Here is a 14,846-nt window from a genome sequence, read left to right as displayed (position 1 = left end):
TTGTCTATTTTTGATGTTAAACGTATAGTTAATTTCTCTCCGATAAAATTTTCACCTGTTTCGTAAGTTCTTCAATTTTTTTGTTCTGTTCGATCAAATAAAGTGTCAGTTCTTCAATTTTTTCTTGTTGTACTTTAGCTATTTCGCCTAATTCAAGACCCTCTTCTGCTACTTTTGCTGCAGAAGGAACATTTGGTAAATGGCCGTTTTCTTTAATAAAAGTTTCCACCTCAGCCAATGGCTTTAATTGATAGTCTGGCGCAAAGACATAATCTGCCCAAGCCGACATAAGGTTGACACGTACTTCTTCTGTCAGTATGCCTCCTTTAACAAAAAGCTTATAATTAGCCAAGCTTACAGCTCCTGCCGTTGTAGGAAATGTATCTGCTGTCGCATAGGTATTGATACCTCCAATACCTACTTTGCCGGTTGAAAAGTCGCCATAGATAAGGGTTGTCGCAGAATTATTTGCGATATAGAGCTTATTGCTTCCTAATTCATTATATCCAGCAGAATCACCGAGAAACACATTACGAGAACCAGTCTTGTTATTAAATCCTGCATTTGAGCCGAAATAAGCATTTCCTTCACCTGTAGAATTCCAAAATCCAGTTCCAGAACCTACAAAAGCATTGGATGAGGCAGTTGTATAAAATCCTGCTACAAAACCGACAAAAACGTTGTTAACTCCTATAGCATTTTTATACCCTGAACTGGCACCGACAGATACATTTTGATTACCTGCAGTATTACCATAGCCAGCATTAAAGCCAAGGAAACTATTTTGATTTCCTGTTGTGGTTAAACGGCCTGAATCATAGCCATAAAAACTGTTAGATTCACCTGTTGTATTGCTATATCCTGAATTATTCCCTGTAAAAGTATTAGCAAATCCTGTTGTGTTTGAGCGCCCTGAGTCATAGCCATAAAAACTGTTGTTCCAGCCTCCACTATTAGAGTATCCTGAATTGGCTCCTGTAAAGGTATTAGCGCCTCCTGTGGTGTTACTATATCCTGCATTCATTCCAGAAAAAACATTCCCAATCCCTGTCGTATTATTCAACCCGGAATAGGCTCCGTAAAAAGTATTTCCATCCGCTAAGTTAAAATAACCTGACCTATAACCACTAAATACATTATGTTCTCCCTTAATGTTAGAATATCCGGCAGACCAGCCCGTAAAAACATTATTGCTTGCTTTGGAAGAATTAAAACCTGTGTAGGCACCTGTAAATACATTATAGTTTCCTGACGAATTTTTATTCCCCGACGAATAGCCCGTAAAGACATTTTCACCACCTGAAATATTACTTGCTCCCCCTAGCGCGCCCAAGAAAGTGTTCTTTCCACCACCTGCATTGGACATTCCGGCCTGATAGCCAAAAAAGGAATTGGAGCCTCCCGTGTTTGCTGCCCCTCCAATAAGAGACCCGACAACGGTGTTCTGTGTAGAAGGGGGATTCACATTTCCGGTTCCAGAAACTCCTGTTCCTACTACTGTGTTTTGTGCCTGTGCACAAAATGCGCCTGAAAATAACAACAGCGCTGCTAACCTGATTTTTGCATTCATAATATATTAAATTAAGTTAAATGTTTAAAAATCACTGCGTATCAAATTGATACTTTATATATGAGATTGAGATGTATTCATTGCTGTTTACACCAGAACTCATTGTCGAATTACCACCAATACTCTGATAGTAATTTCTTAGGTCAACTATCTCAAATAGAATAGTTTTTAAATTGATTGAAAAGTAAGGTTTTTATCACAATATTAAAAGCGAGAAGTAATAACTGGTCATATACGGGCGTAAGTGGTAAGAAATTGGGTGTAACTGTTTTTTGTGGTCTCAAAATGAGGCAGAAATATTTGTAATTTTTTAACTTATAGGCACTCCTCATTAACATATCGGCATCCCTTTTTAACTTATAGGCTCTCCTTATTAACTTATACGCACTCGCTTTTAACTTATAGGCTCTTCTCATTAACATATTGGCACTCCTCATTAACTTATAGGCATTCCCTTTTAACTTATACGCACTCCTCATTAACATATCGGCATCCCTTTTTAACTTATAGGCTCTTCTCATTAACTTATTGGCTCTCCCTTTTAACTTATTGGCTCTCCTCATTAACATATCAGCACTTCTCATTAAACTTAGCTTAAACTTTGCCGGCAAAAAGCCATCATTCTTTAACCCTAACTTAATCTTTATCTAATTCTTTAAAAGCACGGCCGTCCTAATTTTGCGGTGTCTAAAAACAAATACCAACACAATTATGAAAAAGTTTTACATCGTATTATTCCTGCTCGCGGGCTGGATGGCGAAAAGCCAGACTCTATCGCCCTACTTGCAGGCGCCTACTACCAGTTCTATCTATGTCAACTGGAAAACAGAAAGCAACCCTGAATCTATCGTGGAATACGGCAGTACTCCTGATGCGCTGACCAACTCGACTACGGGTACCAATAGGATTTTTACCGATACCGGGTATCCTAGCAACTATTTTTACCACAACGTGAAACTCACGGGACTGACTCCAAACACCAAGTACTACTACCGTGTTAAGACCGGAACAAACACGTCGCAGGTAATGTCTTTCAAGACGCTTCCATTGCCAGGCCAGGCTGCAACGGCCGACGGGCATCTTCGCTTTTTGGTTTTAGGAGACAACCAGATGCGTAATGTGCCGCGTTTCGACACCTTAGTTGCCCAAGCCAAAAGAAAGATTGCTCAAAAATGGGGCATCGCTGCTGATCCGGCAGACAATATTGCGCTGACCGTAATGGTCGGCGACCAAGTAGATGTCGGAACCTTAGACCATTACGAAAACGTGCATTTCAAAAAGAACAAAGCGCTTTCTGGCTACCTGCCGATACAGACGTTGGTCGGTAACCACGAAACTTACGGAACATTAGCCATGCAGGCGTATTATGACCATTATGTGCTTGATGAAATGTCGTACAGAGGCATCTCTTCCGGAACCGAAAACTATTATGCCAACCAAGTCGGAAACGTGCTTTTTATTGCCATGGATACAGAACATACGGGCATACCGCAGTTGAACTGGCTGACACAAGTAGTGCAAGCTGCTGATGCTGATCCTACGGTAGACTGGATCGTTTCTTTAGGCCACAGGCCGTATCAAGCGGAGCAATATGTAGGTGATATTTCTACCTGGATTCGCAACTCGGCCATGCCGATTTTGGTAACTTCTCAAAAACACATCTTGCACATCGGTGCCCACCATCATTTATACCACAGGGGACAATTAAAGAATACGCCAACGTACCAGATTATTTCTGGAGGCGTAGCTTGGGACCAGTATTGGGGAATGGCGGCCGAACAAGATTTTGACGACGTGCAAAAGACCATCTCTAACTGGATGTACCAGATTATTGATGTAGACGTCAACAACGATACTTTTGAAGTAGAGTCGTATTCTATCGGAAGCGCCTATACTTGGAAAGACAACGAACTGATGGATACCTTCCACCATTATAAAGGATTAGATGCCCCGACACAGCCTACGATTCTTAATGACTTTACAGCAAATGACGGAGACGTTGAGCTTCCTCTTCTTATTTCAAGCTCGAACTATGCTACTACTTCCAACCAATTGCTGAATTCTACAGAATTCTTGATCGGAAAAACAGCTGATTTCGAAATCATTGAAAAAGACATCTACAGAGACTACGAAGATTTATACGGAGCCTTAAACGGACAGGTCGATGTATCCAGAGACGTGAACGCCGGAGTGGATATCACGAAGGTAACCATCGCTGCTAACGAAATCCCAAATGGCGAATACTTTGTAAAAGTGCGCCACAGGGATAGAAACTTAAACTGGTCGCCATGGAGCGCCGTGAAATCGTTTAACGTGACGAATAGCGGCTTTGCTAATACGCAGATTCAATTGGATACTATTGCTTACCGACCAAACACACCGATAAACGTTTCGTATACAGACGGACCGGGGAACCAAAGAGACTGGATTGCCTTGTATAAAATTAGCCAGACTCCGGGTGCCAGCAGTCCATCGCAAGCTTGGGCGTATGTAAACGGACAAAGAAGCGGAACGGCAACGTTTAGCGGATTGACCCAGCCAGGAAGGTATTATGCTACATTTATGGAAAACGACGGCTATACGGAATTAGCCGACCGAAAAGAATTTTATGTAGGACCATTGGTTACTCTTGCGGCTAACGCACAGACGTATACTTCGGGAAGCCCTGTTACCTTGACTTTTGCCAACGGACCGCAATTGGCAAACGACTGGATTGGAATTTACAAAGTCGGACAGACTCCAGGCGGACCTGCTTCAACACAATGGCGCTACGTGACTACGGCTTCGGGAAGCTTTACGTTCAATAACCTAGCCGACGGCTACTATTTTGCAGAGTATTTTCTTCAAGACGGCTACAACAGCATCGGGAATAAAGTATTTTTCCAAGTTGGAAACCAAATTACGCAGTTGAATATCAACAAGACGATTTATAACCTGAACGAAAACATCATCGCTACTTGGACTAACGCTCCGGGCATCGTGAAAGACTGGCTTGGAATCTACCATGCTGGCGACGATCCGAACGTAGACGAATTAGTAAGCTTTACGTATTTTGACGGACTTCCGGAAGGCACGAAAGTGATCCAAGACGACAAGCTTCCGACCGAAGCAGGTGATTATTTTATCGTGATGTTTACAAACGATTCCTATAACGAAGTATCCAACCGAATCTCTTTTGTGGTAGAAGAAGCTTTAGGAACGGGCGAGTTTTCGTCTCAAAACGGCGTAAAAGTATATCCGAACCCGATAAAAGCAGGCGAAAGGACGTATATCAAGTCCAAATACCCTATCGACCAGATCGATATGTTTGACATGACTGGAAACTTATTCTACTCTTCAAAAAACATCGACGATTACAACTTTTCGATTATCAACCAAAGCTTGCCAACCGGCACTTATATTCTTAAAATCCACTCTAATAAAGTTTACACTGTCAAGGTAGTCGTAAATTAAGTAGACCGCATCTAATAGCTAGAAAGCCTCCTGTAATGGGAGGCTTTTTTATTTTTAAGGCACTCGCCTCTTTTAAGATTTTCTTAGGTGTATCCAAAAAAACTTTTTTGTACATTCAACTAACTTATGAAAAAGCGACCATGAAAGACATTGCCCGCCGTTTTCCCGAAAATCCGTTGCTCAAGCCTAGCGACCTGCTGCCCAGTAGTATAGGACTGCAAGTCATCTGCCTGCTCAATCCGGGTGTCTTTGTATTTGAAGATAAAACTTGGCTGTTGGTAAGAGTCGCTGAAAACATTCCTCAGAAAGAGGGCGTTATCTTCTTCCCCATCGCCAATGCGTTGGGCCAAATAGAGATTATCGAAATCCATCTGGACGACCCTGACCTTATTGCCGATGATGCCCGTGTCATTACTTATAAAGGACAGGATTACCTGACCACGCTTTCGCACCTTCGCCTGTTGTGCAGTGACGACGGCGTTCGTTTTTATGAACCGAATGATTATCCGTTATTGTCAGGAATCGGGTATCTGGAACAATTCGGCATTGAAGACTGTCGCGTCAGCAAAATTGACAACATCTATCATCTGACCTACACGGCCGTTTCCAACAGCGGCGTGGGCGTCGGCTTGAGAACCACTACAGACTGGAAAACCTTTGAACAGAAAGGAATGATTTTTCCGCCACACAATAAAGATTGTGCCATTTTTGAAGAACGCATAAACGGCAAGTACTATGCCTTGCACCGTCCCAGCAGCAAAGAGATAGGCGGCAATTATATCTGGATTGCCGAATCGCCCGACGGCCTGCATTGGGGAAATCACCAATGCATCGTCAAGACCAGAGAGCATCATTGGGACAGCGCCAGAGTCGGTGCCGGAGCCGCTCCTATCAAAACAGAACTGGGATGGCTTGAAATCTATCACGGTGCGAATGCCGAAAACTTCTATTGCCTCGGCGCTTTTTTGATGGACTTGGATCATCCTACTAAAGTAATTTCGCGTACCGTAAAACCCATTATGATACCCACAGAATCTTATGAAACCAGCGGTTTCTTTGGCGGTGTCGTTTTTACGAATGGACATGTTGTTGATGGCGACCAGCTTACCATCTATTACGGCGCTGCCGATGAGTTTGTCTGCGGCGCTCATTTTTCTATTAAAGAAATCCTGTCGCTATTAGAATAAGCAAGCTTTTCTTTTAATCACTTAAAATGCCTCCTTCAGCAGCCATTGTGTCCGCTTGACTATTTTTTCACTTCCGATGCCCTGTTTATCACGCTACTTTTGAAAGAAATTAACCGTGATAAATATAACTATTATGACAAGAAATGATAAAATAGCCGCTGTAGTAGTCAGTTTTCTGATTACCCTAATTTTATATTACTTCCTTATCCCGAACAGAAATTGGCTCGGAAAACCTTATCTGGAAACCGCACAAAATGACGGATTTGCCGTAGTAGAGCTTTTTACTTCCGAAGGATGCTCTAGCTGTCCTCCTGCTGACAAGCTTTTGGAAAAAATCCAGAAAGAATCGAATGGAAAGAAAATCTATTTTCTCGCTTTCCATGTTGATTACTGGGATCATCTTAACTGGAAAGACAGCTTCAGTTCTGAACAATCAACCAGCAGACAGCAGCAGTATTCTAGTTGGATGAACCGAACTCTCATCTATACCCCGCAATTTATCGTGAATGGCATTTCCGAATTCGGTGGCGACGATGCGCGAAAATTATACAGCATGGTGGCTGATGCTTTAGAAACAAAACCTGCCGCAGCCCTAATCCTCGAAGCGCATGCCAATAAAGAACAGCTCGAACTGAATTATGAGACTAATGGGATTGAGAAAAATACCAGCCTATTTGTTGCCTTAGTGCAAAAGCAAGCAACTACCGAGGTGAAACGCGGCGAAAATGAAGGCCGTCTCTTGCATCACGTACAGATCGTAAGACAAGCCCATACACTATCTCTTGAAGAAAAACAAGGCGGACTGGTGCTGCCCATGCCTAAAAACTTCAACACTACAGACTGGGAAATCATCGGGTTCCTGCAAGACGACACCACTGGTGCCATCAATGCGGCCACAAAAGCAACTTTTAATTAATCTAAAACTTTTTTTATGAAAAACATGCTCCTTACATTCATGGCAGCGGTGATAGTCGTTACCTGTACTTTAGAAAAAACAAGGCCCAGACTTAATGTTAATAGCACTGCTAACAAGCAAGACACTTCCAAAGTACGATCTCAAGCTAGGCCGGATTTCTGGCCTGCCGACCCTAGTTTTGAAATCTTGCCGTAATAAAAAAGCCTTGCTATAGTTAGCAAGGCTTTTTTATTATCTGTTTTCCAGCCAGCCCAAAAAGGCGGTCGCTTTTTCCTTTCCGACCAACAGCTTTTCTTCTGTAGGAACCGTCAGCTTGAGGAGCAGCTTGCGCGAAAAATAGTGCTCTGCTTCTCTGATTGCAGAAAAATTCACCAGGTATTGCCTGTTGATCCTAAAAAACTGACTCGGCGACAACAATTTATGCACCTCATCCAGAGACTGCGTTATCAGATACTCTCCTTTGTCAAACGTCATAATCGTAGGCGTTTCATTCTTTATAAAAAAATAAGCGATGTTTTCTGTCTGAACCGTCAGGTACTTATTATTTTTAAACACCAAAAAACTGCTCTTCCCTGCATTCTCTCCGCTTCTAGTCAGCAAATACTCAAAATCAGGTAGGTTCTTTTTATTTCTCTGGAAAAAGTTTTTAAGCTCAGCGGCCTTTTTGATAGCGGCAGCAATACTTTCCCTTGAAAAAGGCTTCAATACATAATCGATACCATTTGCCTTGAAAGCCTCAATGGCATAATTGTCAAAAGCAGTACAGAAAATCACGGGAGACACTACTTCAACGCTCTTGAAAATTTCAAAGCACAGTCCGTCTGCCAGCTGTATGTCCATAAAAATAAGATCCGGCTGGTCATTTTCTGTAAGGTAGCTCACCGCACCATCTACACTTTGGATATACGAGAGTATCTGTACATCAGGCCTGATGCTCATGATAAGCTGTCCTAGAGCTTTGGCTGTTTTAACTTCGTCTTCAATTATTATGATGGTCATAAATCAGGGGTATTTTTACTTTAAACGTAGTTTCATCTTTGTCAATTACAATCTCTTTGTGGATAAGATGCATAAAGCGCTGGTTGATATTGTCGAGCCCTACACCTGTTGACAAGGCGCCTTTTTTTAGCTGTATCGGATTTTCGATTACCAGAAAATCACTTTCAACATATAATCGAATTTGCAGAGGCCTGTCTAGCGATACCACATTGTGCTTGATACAATTCTCAATCAGCAGCTGCAAGGTAAATGGTGGGATTGACGAATCATAATGCCTGGCATCGATCTCGTCTACCAAGACAAATCCATCTTCAAAACGAGCTTTCAACAAATACGTATACGCCTCTAGGATCTGGAGTTCTTCCCGTAGCGGAATCAAATCAAGCTTCCTGCTTTCGAGCGTAAAACGATAGAAGTCTGAAAGCTTCAGGATAAAATCAGAACTTTGCGGATCCTGCATGTCCACCATAGATTTGAGCGTATTCAAGCTGTTGAACAAAAAGTGTGGATTCACCTGCTGCTTTAACAATTCATATTGGGCACCAAGATGTCCCGACTTCGTCTTTTCCAGTTCCAGCCCTATCTGCTGCGTCTGGTAATTCTGGAAAAGCAAGTGCAGGAACATATAAACAATCAGGTTGATCAAGACGCCTCGTAGCTCAAACATGATGGGCGCATCCATCTTCGTGACCTGAAAAAGCTCCTGATGTGCGATAACCAAAACCACCATCATCACGATACCCATAACAACACTTAATAGCAGTTTTCCATTTATCAGACTATTGGCAGTGCGACGTGACGTAAATTTTGGAAGGCTGTAGATATTATAATACCAGATAAAAAGCGAAAACAAAAACGTAATCGATGAGTTGATAATGATATCGCCCAGCATCGAATCGTGGTCAAATAATTTAGGGATTGATGCAAGAATGGCCAGTGCTATGGAACTTCCCCATATCACCTTTCGGGAAACCTGAAACCGTTTTTTCTCTTTTTCCATATGCTGTAGTAGTAATTGAATCCCTGCCTGTCAAAGATAGGATTTTTAAATATTTAAAAAGCCGGAAGAAACTTCCAGCTTGAATCATTATATAAGTGAGTATTGCTATTTTAAAAAGTCGCTTTTGTGGCTCCTAGAATGGCACCGCTGCTGCTGTCTTGCACAAAACCGATGATTTCAAAACCCTTTGTAGTAAAACCTTTAGGCAGCGTCAAGGTTGTAGTTCCTTTTTCGTTTCCAGCCAAAGCTGTACTATGCAAATGATGCACAATCTGGAAATGCGACAGGATTCGGTTTGCATTCTCGCCTCGCTTTACGTTACTCTGCGCCGTCTTTTGCACGATGGCCAAAAGCAGTCGGCTGTTTTTTGAAGCGCCATTTACAGAATGACTTACCGTAATCTTGTTGCCAGACTGTACTGCTTTCAAAGTCACGTCAGCGGTAGCGGCCATCGACAGGGCTTTCTTAGTAGCATTTCTCACTGCGGTTTCCTCAGAACCTATAAGCCCGACCTTTCCATTGATGATAAGCTGCGGTGTATAAACCGAACTGCCAAGCCATTTTGAATACTCATACTGCCTTTTGGTATAGTCTGCATCGCTAAAGACGTCCTTCCAGCCCTGTTTGTCCCAATAATCCACATGGTAGGAAAGTACATAGACTTCGCTGTCCATATATTCTTTTTGGATTTTGCCCATAAGCTCATCTGCAGGCGGACAGCTGGAACAGCCTTCGGAAGTAAACAATTCCAATACAGCAAAACCTTTTTTAGTGGCCTTGTTCTGTCCAAAAACATTCGTTCCTGCTACAAGTGCAAGAATCAAAACAGGCAATAGTTTTATTTTTTTCATAGTTTGATAGTAATTAGGATTTTTGATTTAGGATTTTTGATCTGGGGTTTCTGACTTAAATAGAAAAGCCCTATTTGCGGGCTATTCTATTTTAGGCTTTGCTTATATTAGATTAATCGTCACTCCGATATTGCCTCTCGTCGCTTTAGAATACGGACAAGTCTGGTGTGCGGCATCGGTAATCGCACGGGCTGTTTCCGTATCCAAGCCAGGAAGGCTTACATTCAGGCGGGCTTGTAAAAAATAAGCTCCGTCGGTCATGCCTAAATCTACTTCTGCATCGACAGCTGTTTCTGCCGGAAGCTTGATTTTCATCTGCGCTGCCGCAATTCCCATGGCTCCGATAAAGCAAGCCGACCAGCCTGCCGCGAAAAGTTGCTCTGGATTCGTTCCGCTGCCAGCAGAACCTGGAGACGAAAGCTTGATATCAAGACGGTTGTCAGAACTTTGTGATGCACCTTCGCGGCCTCCGGTCGTGTGCGTTTTTCCTGTATACAATACTTTTTCTGGTTGAAGGATGTTGTTTTTCATTGTCGTAAATTTTTAAAATGTTGTTTTTATTTTGTTTGAATTATAGGCCAAAAGTAGGCCGGTCTAGTACCTCATCCAATGGCTAAATGGCTCAAATGGACAAAGTAGATTGTGAATCGGACATTGCTGAGCCTGATTATTTTGTATAGCCATCAACTTCAATGATAGCATCGGCAAAAGCTCGTGGATCTTCCTGCGGTACGTTATGTCCGATCCCGTTTAACATCTTGTGCGAATACTTTTCTGTGAATTTGTTCGCATAGGATTTCCCGTCTGCCGCTGTCCCGTCAAAATCACTGCCGATAGTTATGGCCGGTACTGTAATTGACGGACGTGCTGCTAAGCGTTTTTCTAAATCATCATATTTCGATTCGCCTTTGGCAAGAGACAATCTCCAGCGGTAATTGTGGATGACGATCGCAACATGGTCTGGATTGTTGAAAGACTGCGCTGTCCTGTCGAAAGTAGCCGTATCAAAGTCCCATTTCGGAGAAGCCAGCTTCCAAATCTGTTTGTTGAAATCATAGGTATTTTTAGCATAGCCCAGCTCACCGCGTTCTGTCGAAAAATAATATTGGTACCACCATCCCAATTCAGCTGCAGGCGGCAGAGGCTGTTTGTTTGTTTCGAGATTCACAATCAGGTAGCCGCTCACAGAAACAAGTCCTTTTACGCGTTCCGGCCAAAGTGCCGCCATGATAACGGCTGTTCTTGCACCCCAATCGAAACCTCCAACAATAGCTTTGTCTATTTTTAGCGCATCCATAAAAGCAATGATGTCTGATGCGATGGCCGATTGCTGTCCGTTTCTAGGAGTAGCTTCTGAAAGAAAATAAGTAGTCCCAGAGCCTCTTAGATAAGGAGCAATAACTCTGTAGCCTTTAGAAACCAGCATCGGAACCACCTCTTCAAAACTGTGGATGTCATAAGGCCAGCCATGCAATAGAATTACTGGAGTGCCGTTTGCAGGACCTGCTTCTGTGTAACCGACATTCAATACGCCCGCATTGATTTGTTTTAAAGTCCCTAGCGAATTTGCTGTTTTGACAGGATTGACATTTTGGGCATTTGTCTTTTTTGTTTGGGCAGTAGCCGATACGTAGCTAAAAATGACCAGCGCGAATATTGCTATCGTATTGCTAAACTTATATTTTGCTATCTTAAACATGATTTCAGTTGTTAAGGTTTATGTTTTTTTTTACTAATTAGCGAAGCGATTTGAATGCCGCGCGAAGTTCTTCAGCAAAAAGCTGTGGCTCTTCCCAAGAAGCAAAGTGTCCGCCTTTTTTTACTTCGTTGAAATAAATCAGGTTTTTATAGCTGCGTTCTGTCCAGCTTTTAGGCGCTTGGTAGATTTCTCCAGGAAATACGGTCACGGCCACTGGAATCTTGATTTCTGCTGTCCTTTGTTCTCCTGCATTGAAATTGTTTGTATTGTTCTCCCAGTACAATTGTGCCGATGAAGCCGCCGTATTGGTCAGCCAGTACAATGAAATATCGTCAAGCATCTCGTCTTTTGTAAGCGACTTTTCTGCATTACCCCCGCTATAGGTCCATTCATTAAACTTGTCTAAGAAAAAAGAAGCAAGCGCTACAGGCGAATCTGTAAGTCCATAGCCTAGAGTCTGCGGACGGGTAACCATCATTCCGGCATAACCGCCGCCTTTTGTATATAATTTATTAAGTGATGCATACGCCGCTTTCTCTTTGGCTGTTAATCCTGCTGGCGCTGGTGCTCCATTTTTTAATGCTTGTGCAATTTCTGCCGGAACTGTCGCTGGCATATTTACGTGGATACCCAACAATCCTTCTGGAGCTTGTCTTGCCATTGCATCTGCAATTACCGAACCCCAATCGCCACCTTGCGATACATATTTTTTGTAGCCCAAACGTTTCATCAGCACATCCCAAGCCTTTCCGATACGGTCTGGTCCCCAGCCTGTACCTTTAGGTTTTTCAGAAAACCCATAACCCGGCATAGAAGGCAATACAAGATCGAAAGCATCTTCAGCACGACCTCCATAAGCTGTCGGATCGGTAAGCGGGCCAACTACTTTCAAAAGCTCAAAGACAGATCCCGGCCAGCCGTGAGTGATAATTAGCGGCATGGCATTTTTATGCTTTGAACGGATGTGTATGAATTGGATATCCAACCCGTCGATGTTGGTAACAAACTGAGGCAGCGAATTTAGTTTTGATTCTGCTTTGCGCCAGTCGTAATCAGTTCCCCAATAGGCAGCAAGTTTTTGGATCTGCTCCAATTTTACGCCTTGTGATTGGTCGCCTACGGTTTCTTTGTCTGGCCATCTGGTCGCATTGATGCGTTGGCGAAGCTCGGTCAGTGCTTCTTGCGAAACGCTGATGTGATACGGACGAACCGCTTCTGAATCTTTTGTGCTTTTTGCTGGATTTTTCTGTGCGAAACCAGCTGTCCCGATCAAGATAAGAGTCCCAGCCAAAAATCTGCCGGCAAGACTACGCTTGTTTGTTTTGATTGTTTTCATTTTGCTTTTGATTATTAAATTATGTGATTATTGTTTTAATTTCTTGGTCAAAAGTATTTCGATAGCAAGCGCTACACAATGAAGAAATAGCCTAAACGGACGAAGTGAAGAGTGAAACGGACATTCGTAAGCTTGAAAATTTTATCGGAATCGTATAGCGTAAATTCATCTTTGCAAACTAAGAACTATAAGGAGATATCATTACTGGAACGATTGAGGTATCTATTAATTTAAGTGTAAATACAGTAACTATGCAGTCTTGAAACAGGAAGATTTGTTATATATTTGATTAATTATAAAGAGAAAATTAGTTTATCCTTGCATGAAAAAGCTTCAAATAATTTTATTATTCCTGCTATCAACAGCAGTATATAGCCAAAAGAATCCTTTTCTTGGACTTAAATATGATACGATCGTGATGTATGATTTTTCGGGTGGTAAAGAATCTGACATCAGTATTATTACGGATAAAGGCAAACTATCCGAAACTGTAACCAAACAGATTATCCTTGATGAAAAGACAAGCAAGCAATTGAGCCTAAAATTAGGAAGCAAGCTATCTTATGGTGCAGGAACGGCATCTTGCTTTGACCCACATTTAGGATTCGTATATTACCTGAAAGGGAAAGTCGTTGCTCATGTTTCGGTTTGTCTTCAATGCAACAGACTAAGGTCTAGTATTACTATTCCCGCGCAAAAACAAGGAAAAACTGGCAATGGTGATGAAGCCTATTATCTCTTAGATGGTATGAGTAACTCTTTCAAGCAGTATTTAAATAATCTGGTGATAAAGTATAAATTTTCACATCCTCTATAAAGAACATAAAACAGTTATGGGCACTGCTCCTATCTTCAAAACTAAACAATGACAAGTTCTAAAAAATACGCCTTCCTTCTACTCTTGCTGTTTCTAAATGCAAGCGCCTACGCCCAAAAAGAAATCTCGATTACGATTGACGATCCCAATACAGCTCTGACTCCAAAACTCGAATGGCAGGAAAGAAACGACGCCCTCTTAAAAACACTCAAAAAACACCGCATCAAGGCAGCATTGTTTGTCTGCGGCATGAGAGTAGCCGATTCAAACGGAAAGACACTCTTGGAACAATGGGACGACCAAGGCCATCTGATCTGCAATCATTCGTACTCGCATCTGTATTTTAATGGTAAATCGACCACCTTTAAAAAATTCAGCAATGACTTTTTTAAAGGCGACAGCATCATCACTACTTACAAGCATTATACAAAGTATTTTAGATTCCCGTATCTGAAAGAAGGCAACACCGCCGAAAAAAGAGATTCGATGCGCGTATTTTTATCCCAGAACGGCTATAAAAATGGCGCGGTTACGATAGATGCTTCCGACTGGTATATTGATGCTGAAATAGCAAAGGCCATAAAGCAGGATATCAATGCCGACCTTACGCCCTATAAAAACTATTACATCCAGCATATCTTAGACCGAGCTTCCTATTATGATTCGCTGGCTGTTTCGGTATTCCACAGGCCCGTCAAGCATACGCTGCTGATACATCATTCTCTATTGAATGCCTTGTTCCTCGACGATCTGCTGATTGCCTTAAAGAAAAACGGCTGGAAATTGATTGACGCCAAAACTGCTTTCAAAGATTCTGTTTTTGAGGAAGCGCCTCAAATTGTGCCTTGCGGCGAAAGCATTATCTGGCAGTGCGCCAAAAGAATAGAAGCTATTGCTTCAACGCTGCGCTATCCTGGCGAAGATGGCGAATACGAGAAAATACCGCTGGAAGAAATGGTCAAGGCCTATTCTAAGAAACCGTAAGGTATTCGCTTCCAAATCATACTTCTGTCAAGAC

13 protein-coding genes are annotated in these 14,846 nt (G+C 42.3%); 6 read left to right on the top strand and 7 right to left on the bottom strand.

Features of this window, described 5'->3' with window-relative positions; all coding sequences use genetic code 11:
• Nucleotides 1-28: 28 nt before the first annotated feature.
• A complete protein-coding gene (locus OLM56_RS09640; protein ID WP_264526802.1) occupies nt 29-1,570 on the bottom strand; it encodes a hypothetical protein in 1,542 nt (513 codons plus the stop codon).
• Between the two features lie 711 nt (nt 1,571-2,281).
• Between OLM56_RS09640 and OLM56_RS09635 the strand changes: the two genes are divergently transcribed.
• The 4 genes from OLM56_RS09635 (at nt 2,282) to OLM56_RS09620 (ending at nt 7,321) form a co-directional block, all read left to right on the top strand.
• Nucleotides 2,282-5,023 carry a fibronectin type III domain-containing protein gene (locus tag OLM56_RS09635; protein ID WP_264526801.1) on the top strand — a complete coding sequence of 914 codons (2,742 nt, stop codon included), beginning with the start codon at nt 2,282-2,284 and terminating at the stop codon, nt 5,021-5,023.
• A 107-nt stretch (nt 5,024-5,130) separates the two neighbouring features.
• Nucleotides 5,131-6,210 (top strand): glycoside hydrolase family 130 protein, encoded by a 1,080-nt coding sequence (locus OLM56_RS09630; protein WP_264526800.1) that lies wholly within the window; start codon nt 5,131-5,133, stop codon nt 6,208-6,210.
• 133 nt (nt 6,211-6,343) lie between these two features.
• Nucleotides 6,344-7,126 carry a DUF1223 domain-containing protein gene (locus OLM56_RS09625; protein ID WP_264526799.1) on the top strand — a complete coding sequence of 261 codons (783 nt, stop codon included), beginning with the start codon at nt 6,344-6,346 and terminating at the stop codon, nt 7,124-7,126.
• A gap of 15 nt (nt 7,127-7,141) precedes the next feature.
• Nucleotides 7,142-7,321: a hypothetical protein gene (locus OLM56_RS09620; protein WP_264526798.1), complete on the top strand. Its 180-nt coding sequence runs from the start codon at nt 7,142-7,144 to the stop codon at nt 7,319-7,321.
• 36 nt (nt 7,322-7,357) lie between these two features.
• Here OLM56_RS09620 and OLM56_RS09615 read toward each other — a convergent pair whose 3' ends face one another.
• The 6 genes from OLM56_RS09615 to OLM56_RS09590 all read right to left on the bottom strand — a co-directional run bounded on the left by OLM56_RS09615 (nt 7,358) and on the right by OLM56_RS09590 (nt 13,011).
• Entirely contained in the window at nt 7,358-8,125 is a 768-nt protein-coding gene (locus tag OLM56_RS09615; protein ID WP_264526797.1) for a LytR/AlgR family response regulator transcription factor, read from the bottom strand.
• Nucleotides 8,106-9,125 (bottom strand): sensor histidine kinase, encoded by a 1,020-nt coding sequence (locus OLM56_RS09610; RefSeq protein WP_264526796.1) that lies wholly within the window; start codon nt 9,123-9,125, stop codon nt 8,106-8,108. Before OLM56_RS09610 ends, OLM56_RS09615 begins: the two co-directional genes overlap by 20 nt.
• Nucleotides 9,126-9,235: 110 nt before the next feature.
• Nucleotides 9,236-9,976 (bottom strand): DUF1223 domain-containing protein, encoded by a 741-nt coding sequence (locus tag OLM56_RS09605; protein WP_264526795.1) that lies wholly within the window; start codon nt 9,974-9,976, stop codon nt 9,236-9,238.
• A 102-nt stretch (nt 9,977-10,078) separates the two neighbouring features.
• Nucleotides 10,079-10,507, bottom strand: coding sequence for an organic hydroperoxide resistance protein (locus OLM56_RS09600; RefSeq protein ID WP_264526794.1), 429 nt, complete (start codon nt 10,505-10,507; stop codon nt 10,079-10,081).
• Between the two features lie 136 nt (nt 10,508-10,643).
• A complete protein-coding gene (locus OLM56_RS09595) occupies nt 10,644-11,675 on the bottom strand; it encodes an alpha/beta fold hydrolase (protein WP_264526793.1) in 1,032 nt (343 codons plus the stop codon).
• 37 nt (nt 11,676-11,712) lie between these two features.
• Nucleotides 11,713-13,011, bottom strand: a complete 1,299-nt coding sequence (locus OLM56_RS09590) for an epoxide hydrolase family protein (RefSeq protein ID WP_264526792.1) — start codon at nt 13,009-13,011, stop codon at nt 11,713-11,715.
• A 322-nt stretch (nt 13,012-13,333) separates the two neighbouring features.
• On the opposite strand from OLM56_RS09590, the gene OLM56_RS09585 reads away from it, so the two are divergent.
• Both OLM56_RS09585 and OLM56_RS09580 read left to right on the top strand, forming a co-directional pair.
• Nucleotides 13,334-13,828, top strand: a complete 495-nt coding sequence (locus OLM56_RS09585; protein WP_264526791.1) for a hypothetical protein — start codon at nt 13,334-13,336, stop codon at nt 13,826-13,828.
• 48 nt (nt 13,829-13,876) lie between these two features.
• The gene (locus tag OLM56_RS09580) at nt 13,877-14,812 is read left to right on the top strand and encodes a polysaccharide deacetylase family protein (RefSeq protein ID WP_264526790.1); all 936 of its coding nucleotides are present in this window, start codon (nt 13,877-13,879) and stop codon (nt 14,810-14,812) included.
• The last annotated feature ends 34 nt before the right edge of the window (nt 14,813-14,846 follow it).

This window comes from Flavobacterium sp. N2550, assembly GCF_025947265.1.
Classification (GTDB): domain Bacteria; phylum Bacteroidota; class Bacteroidia; order Flavobacteriales; family Flavobacteriaceae; genus Flavobacterium; species Flavobacterium endophyticum.
The sequence above is the reverse complement of the archived record's forward strand: the minus strand, read 5'-3'. Positions and strand labels throughout refer to the sequence as shown.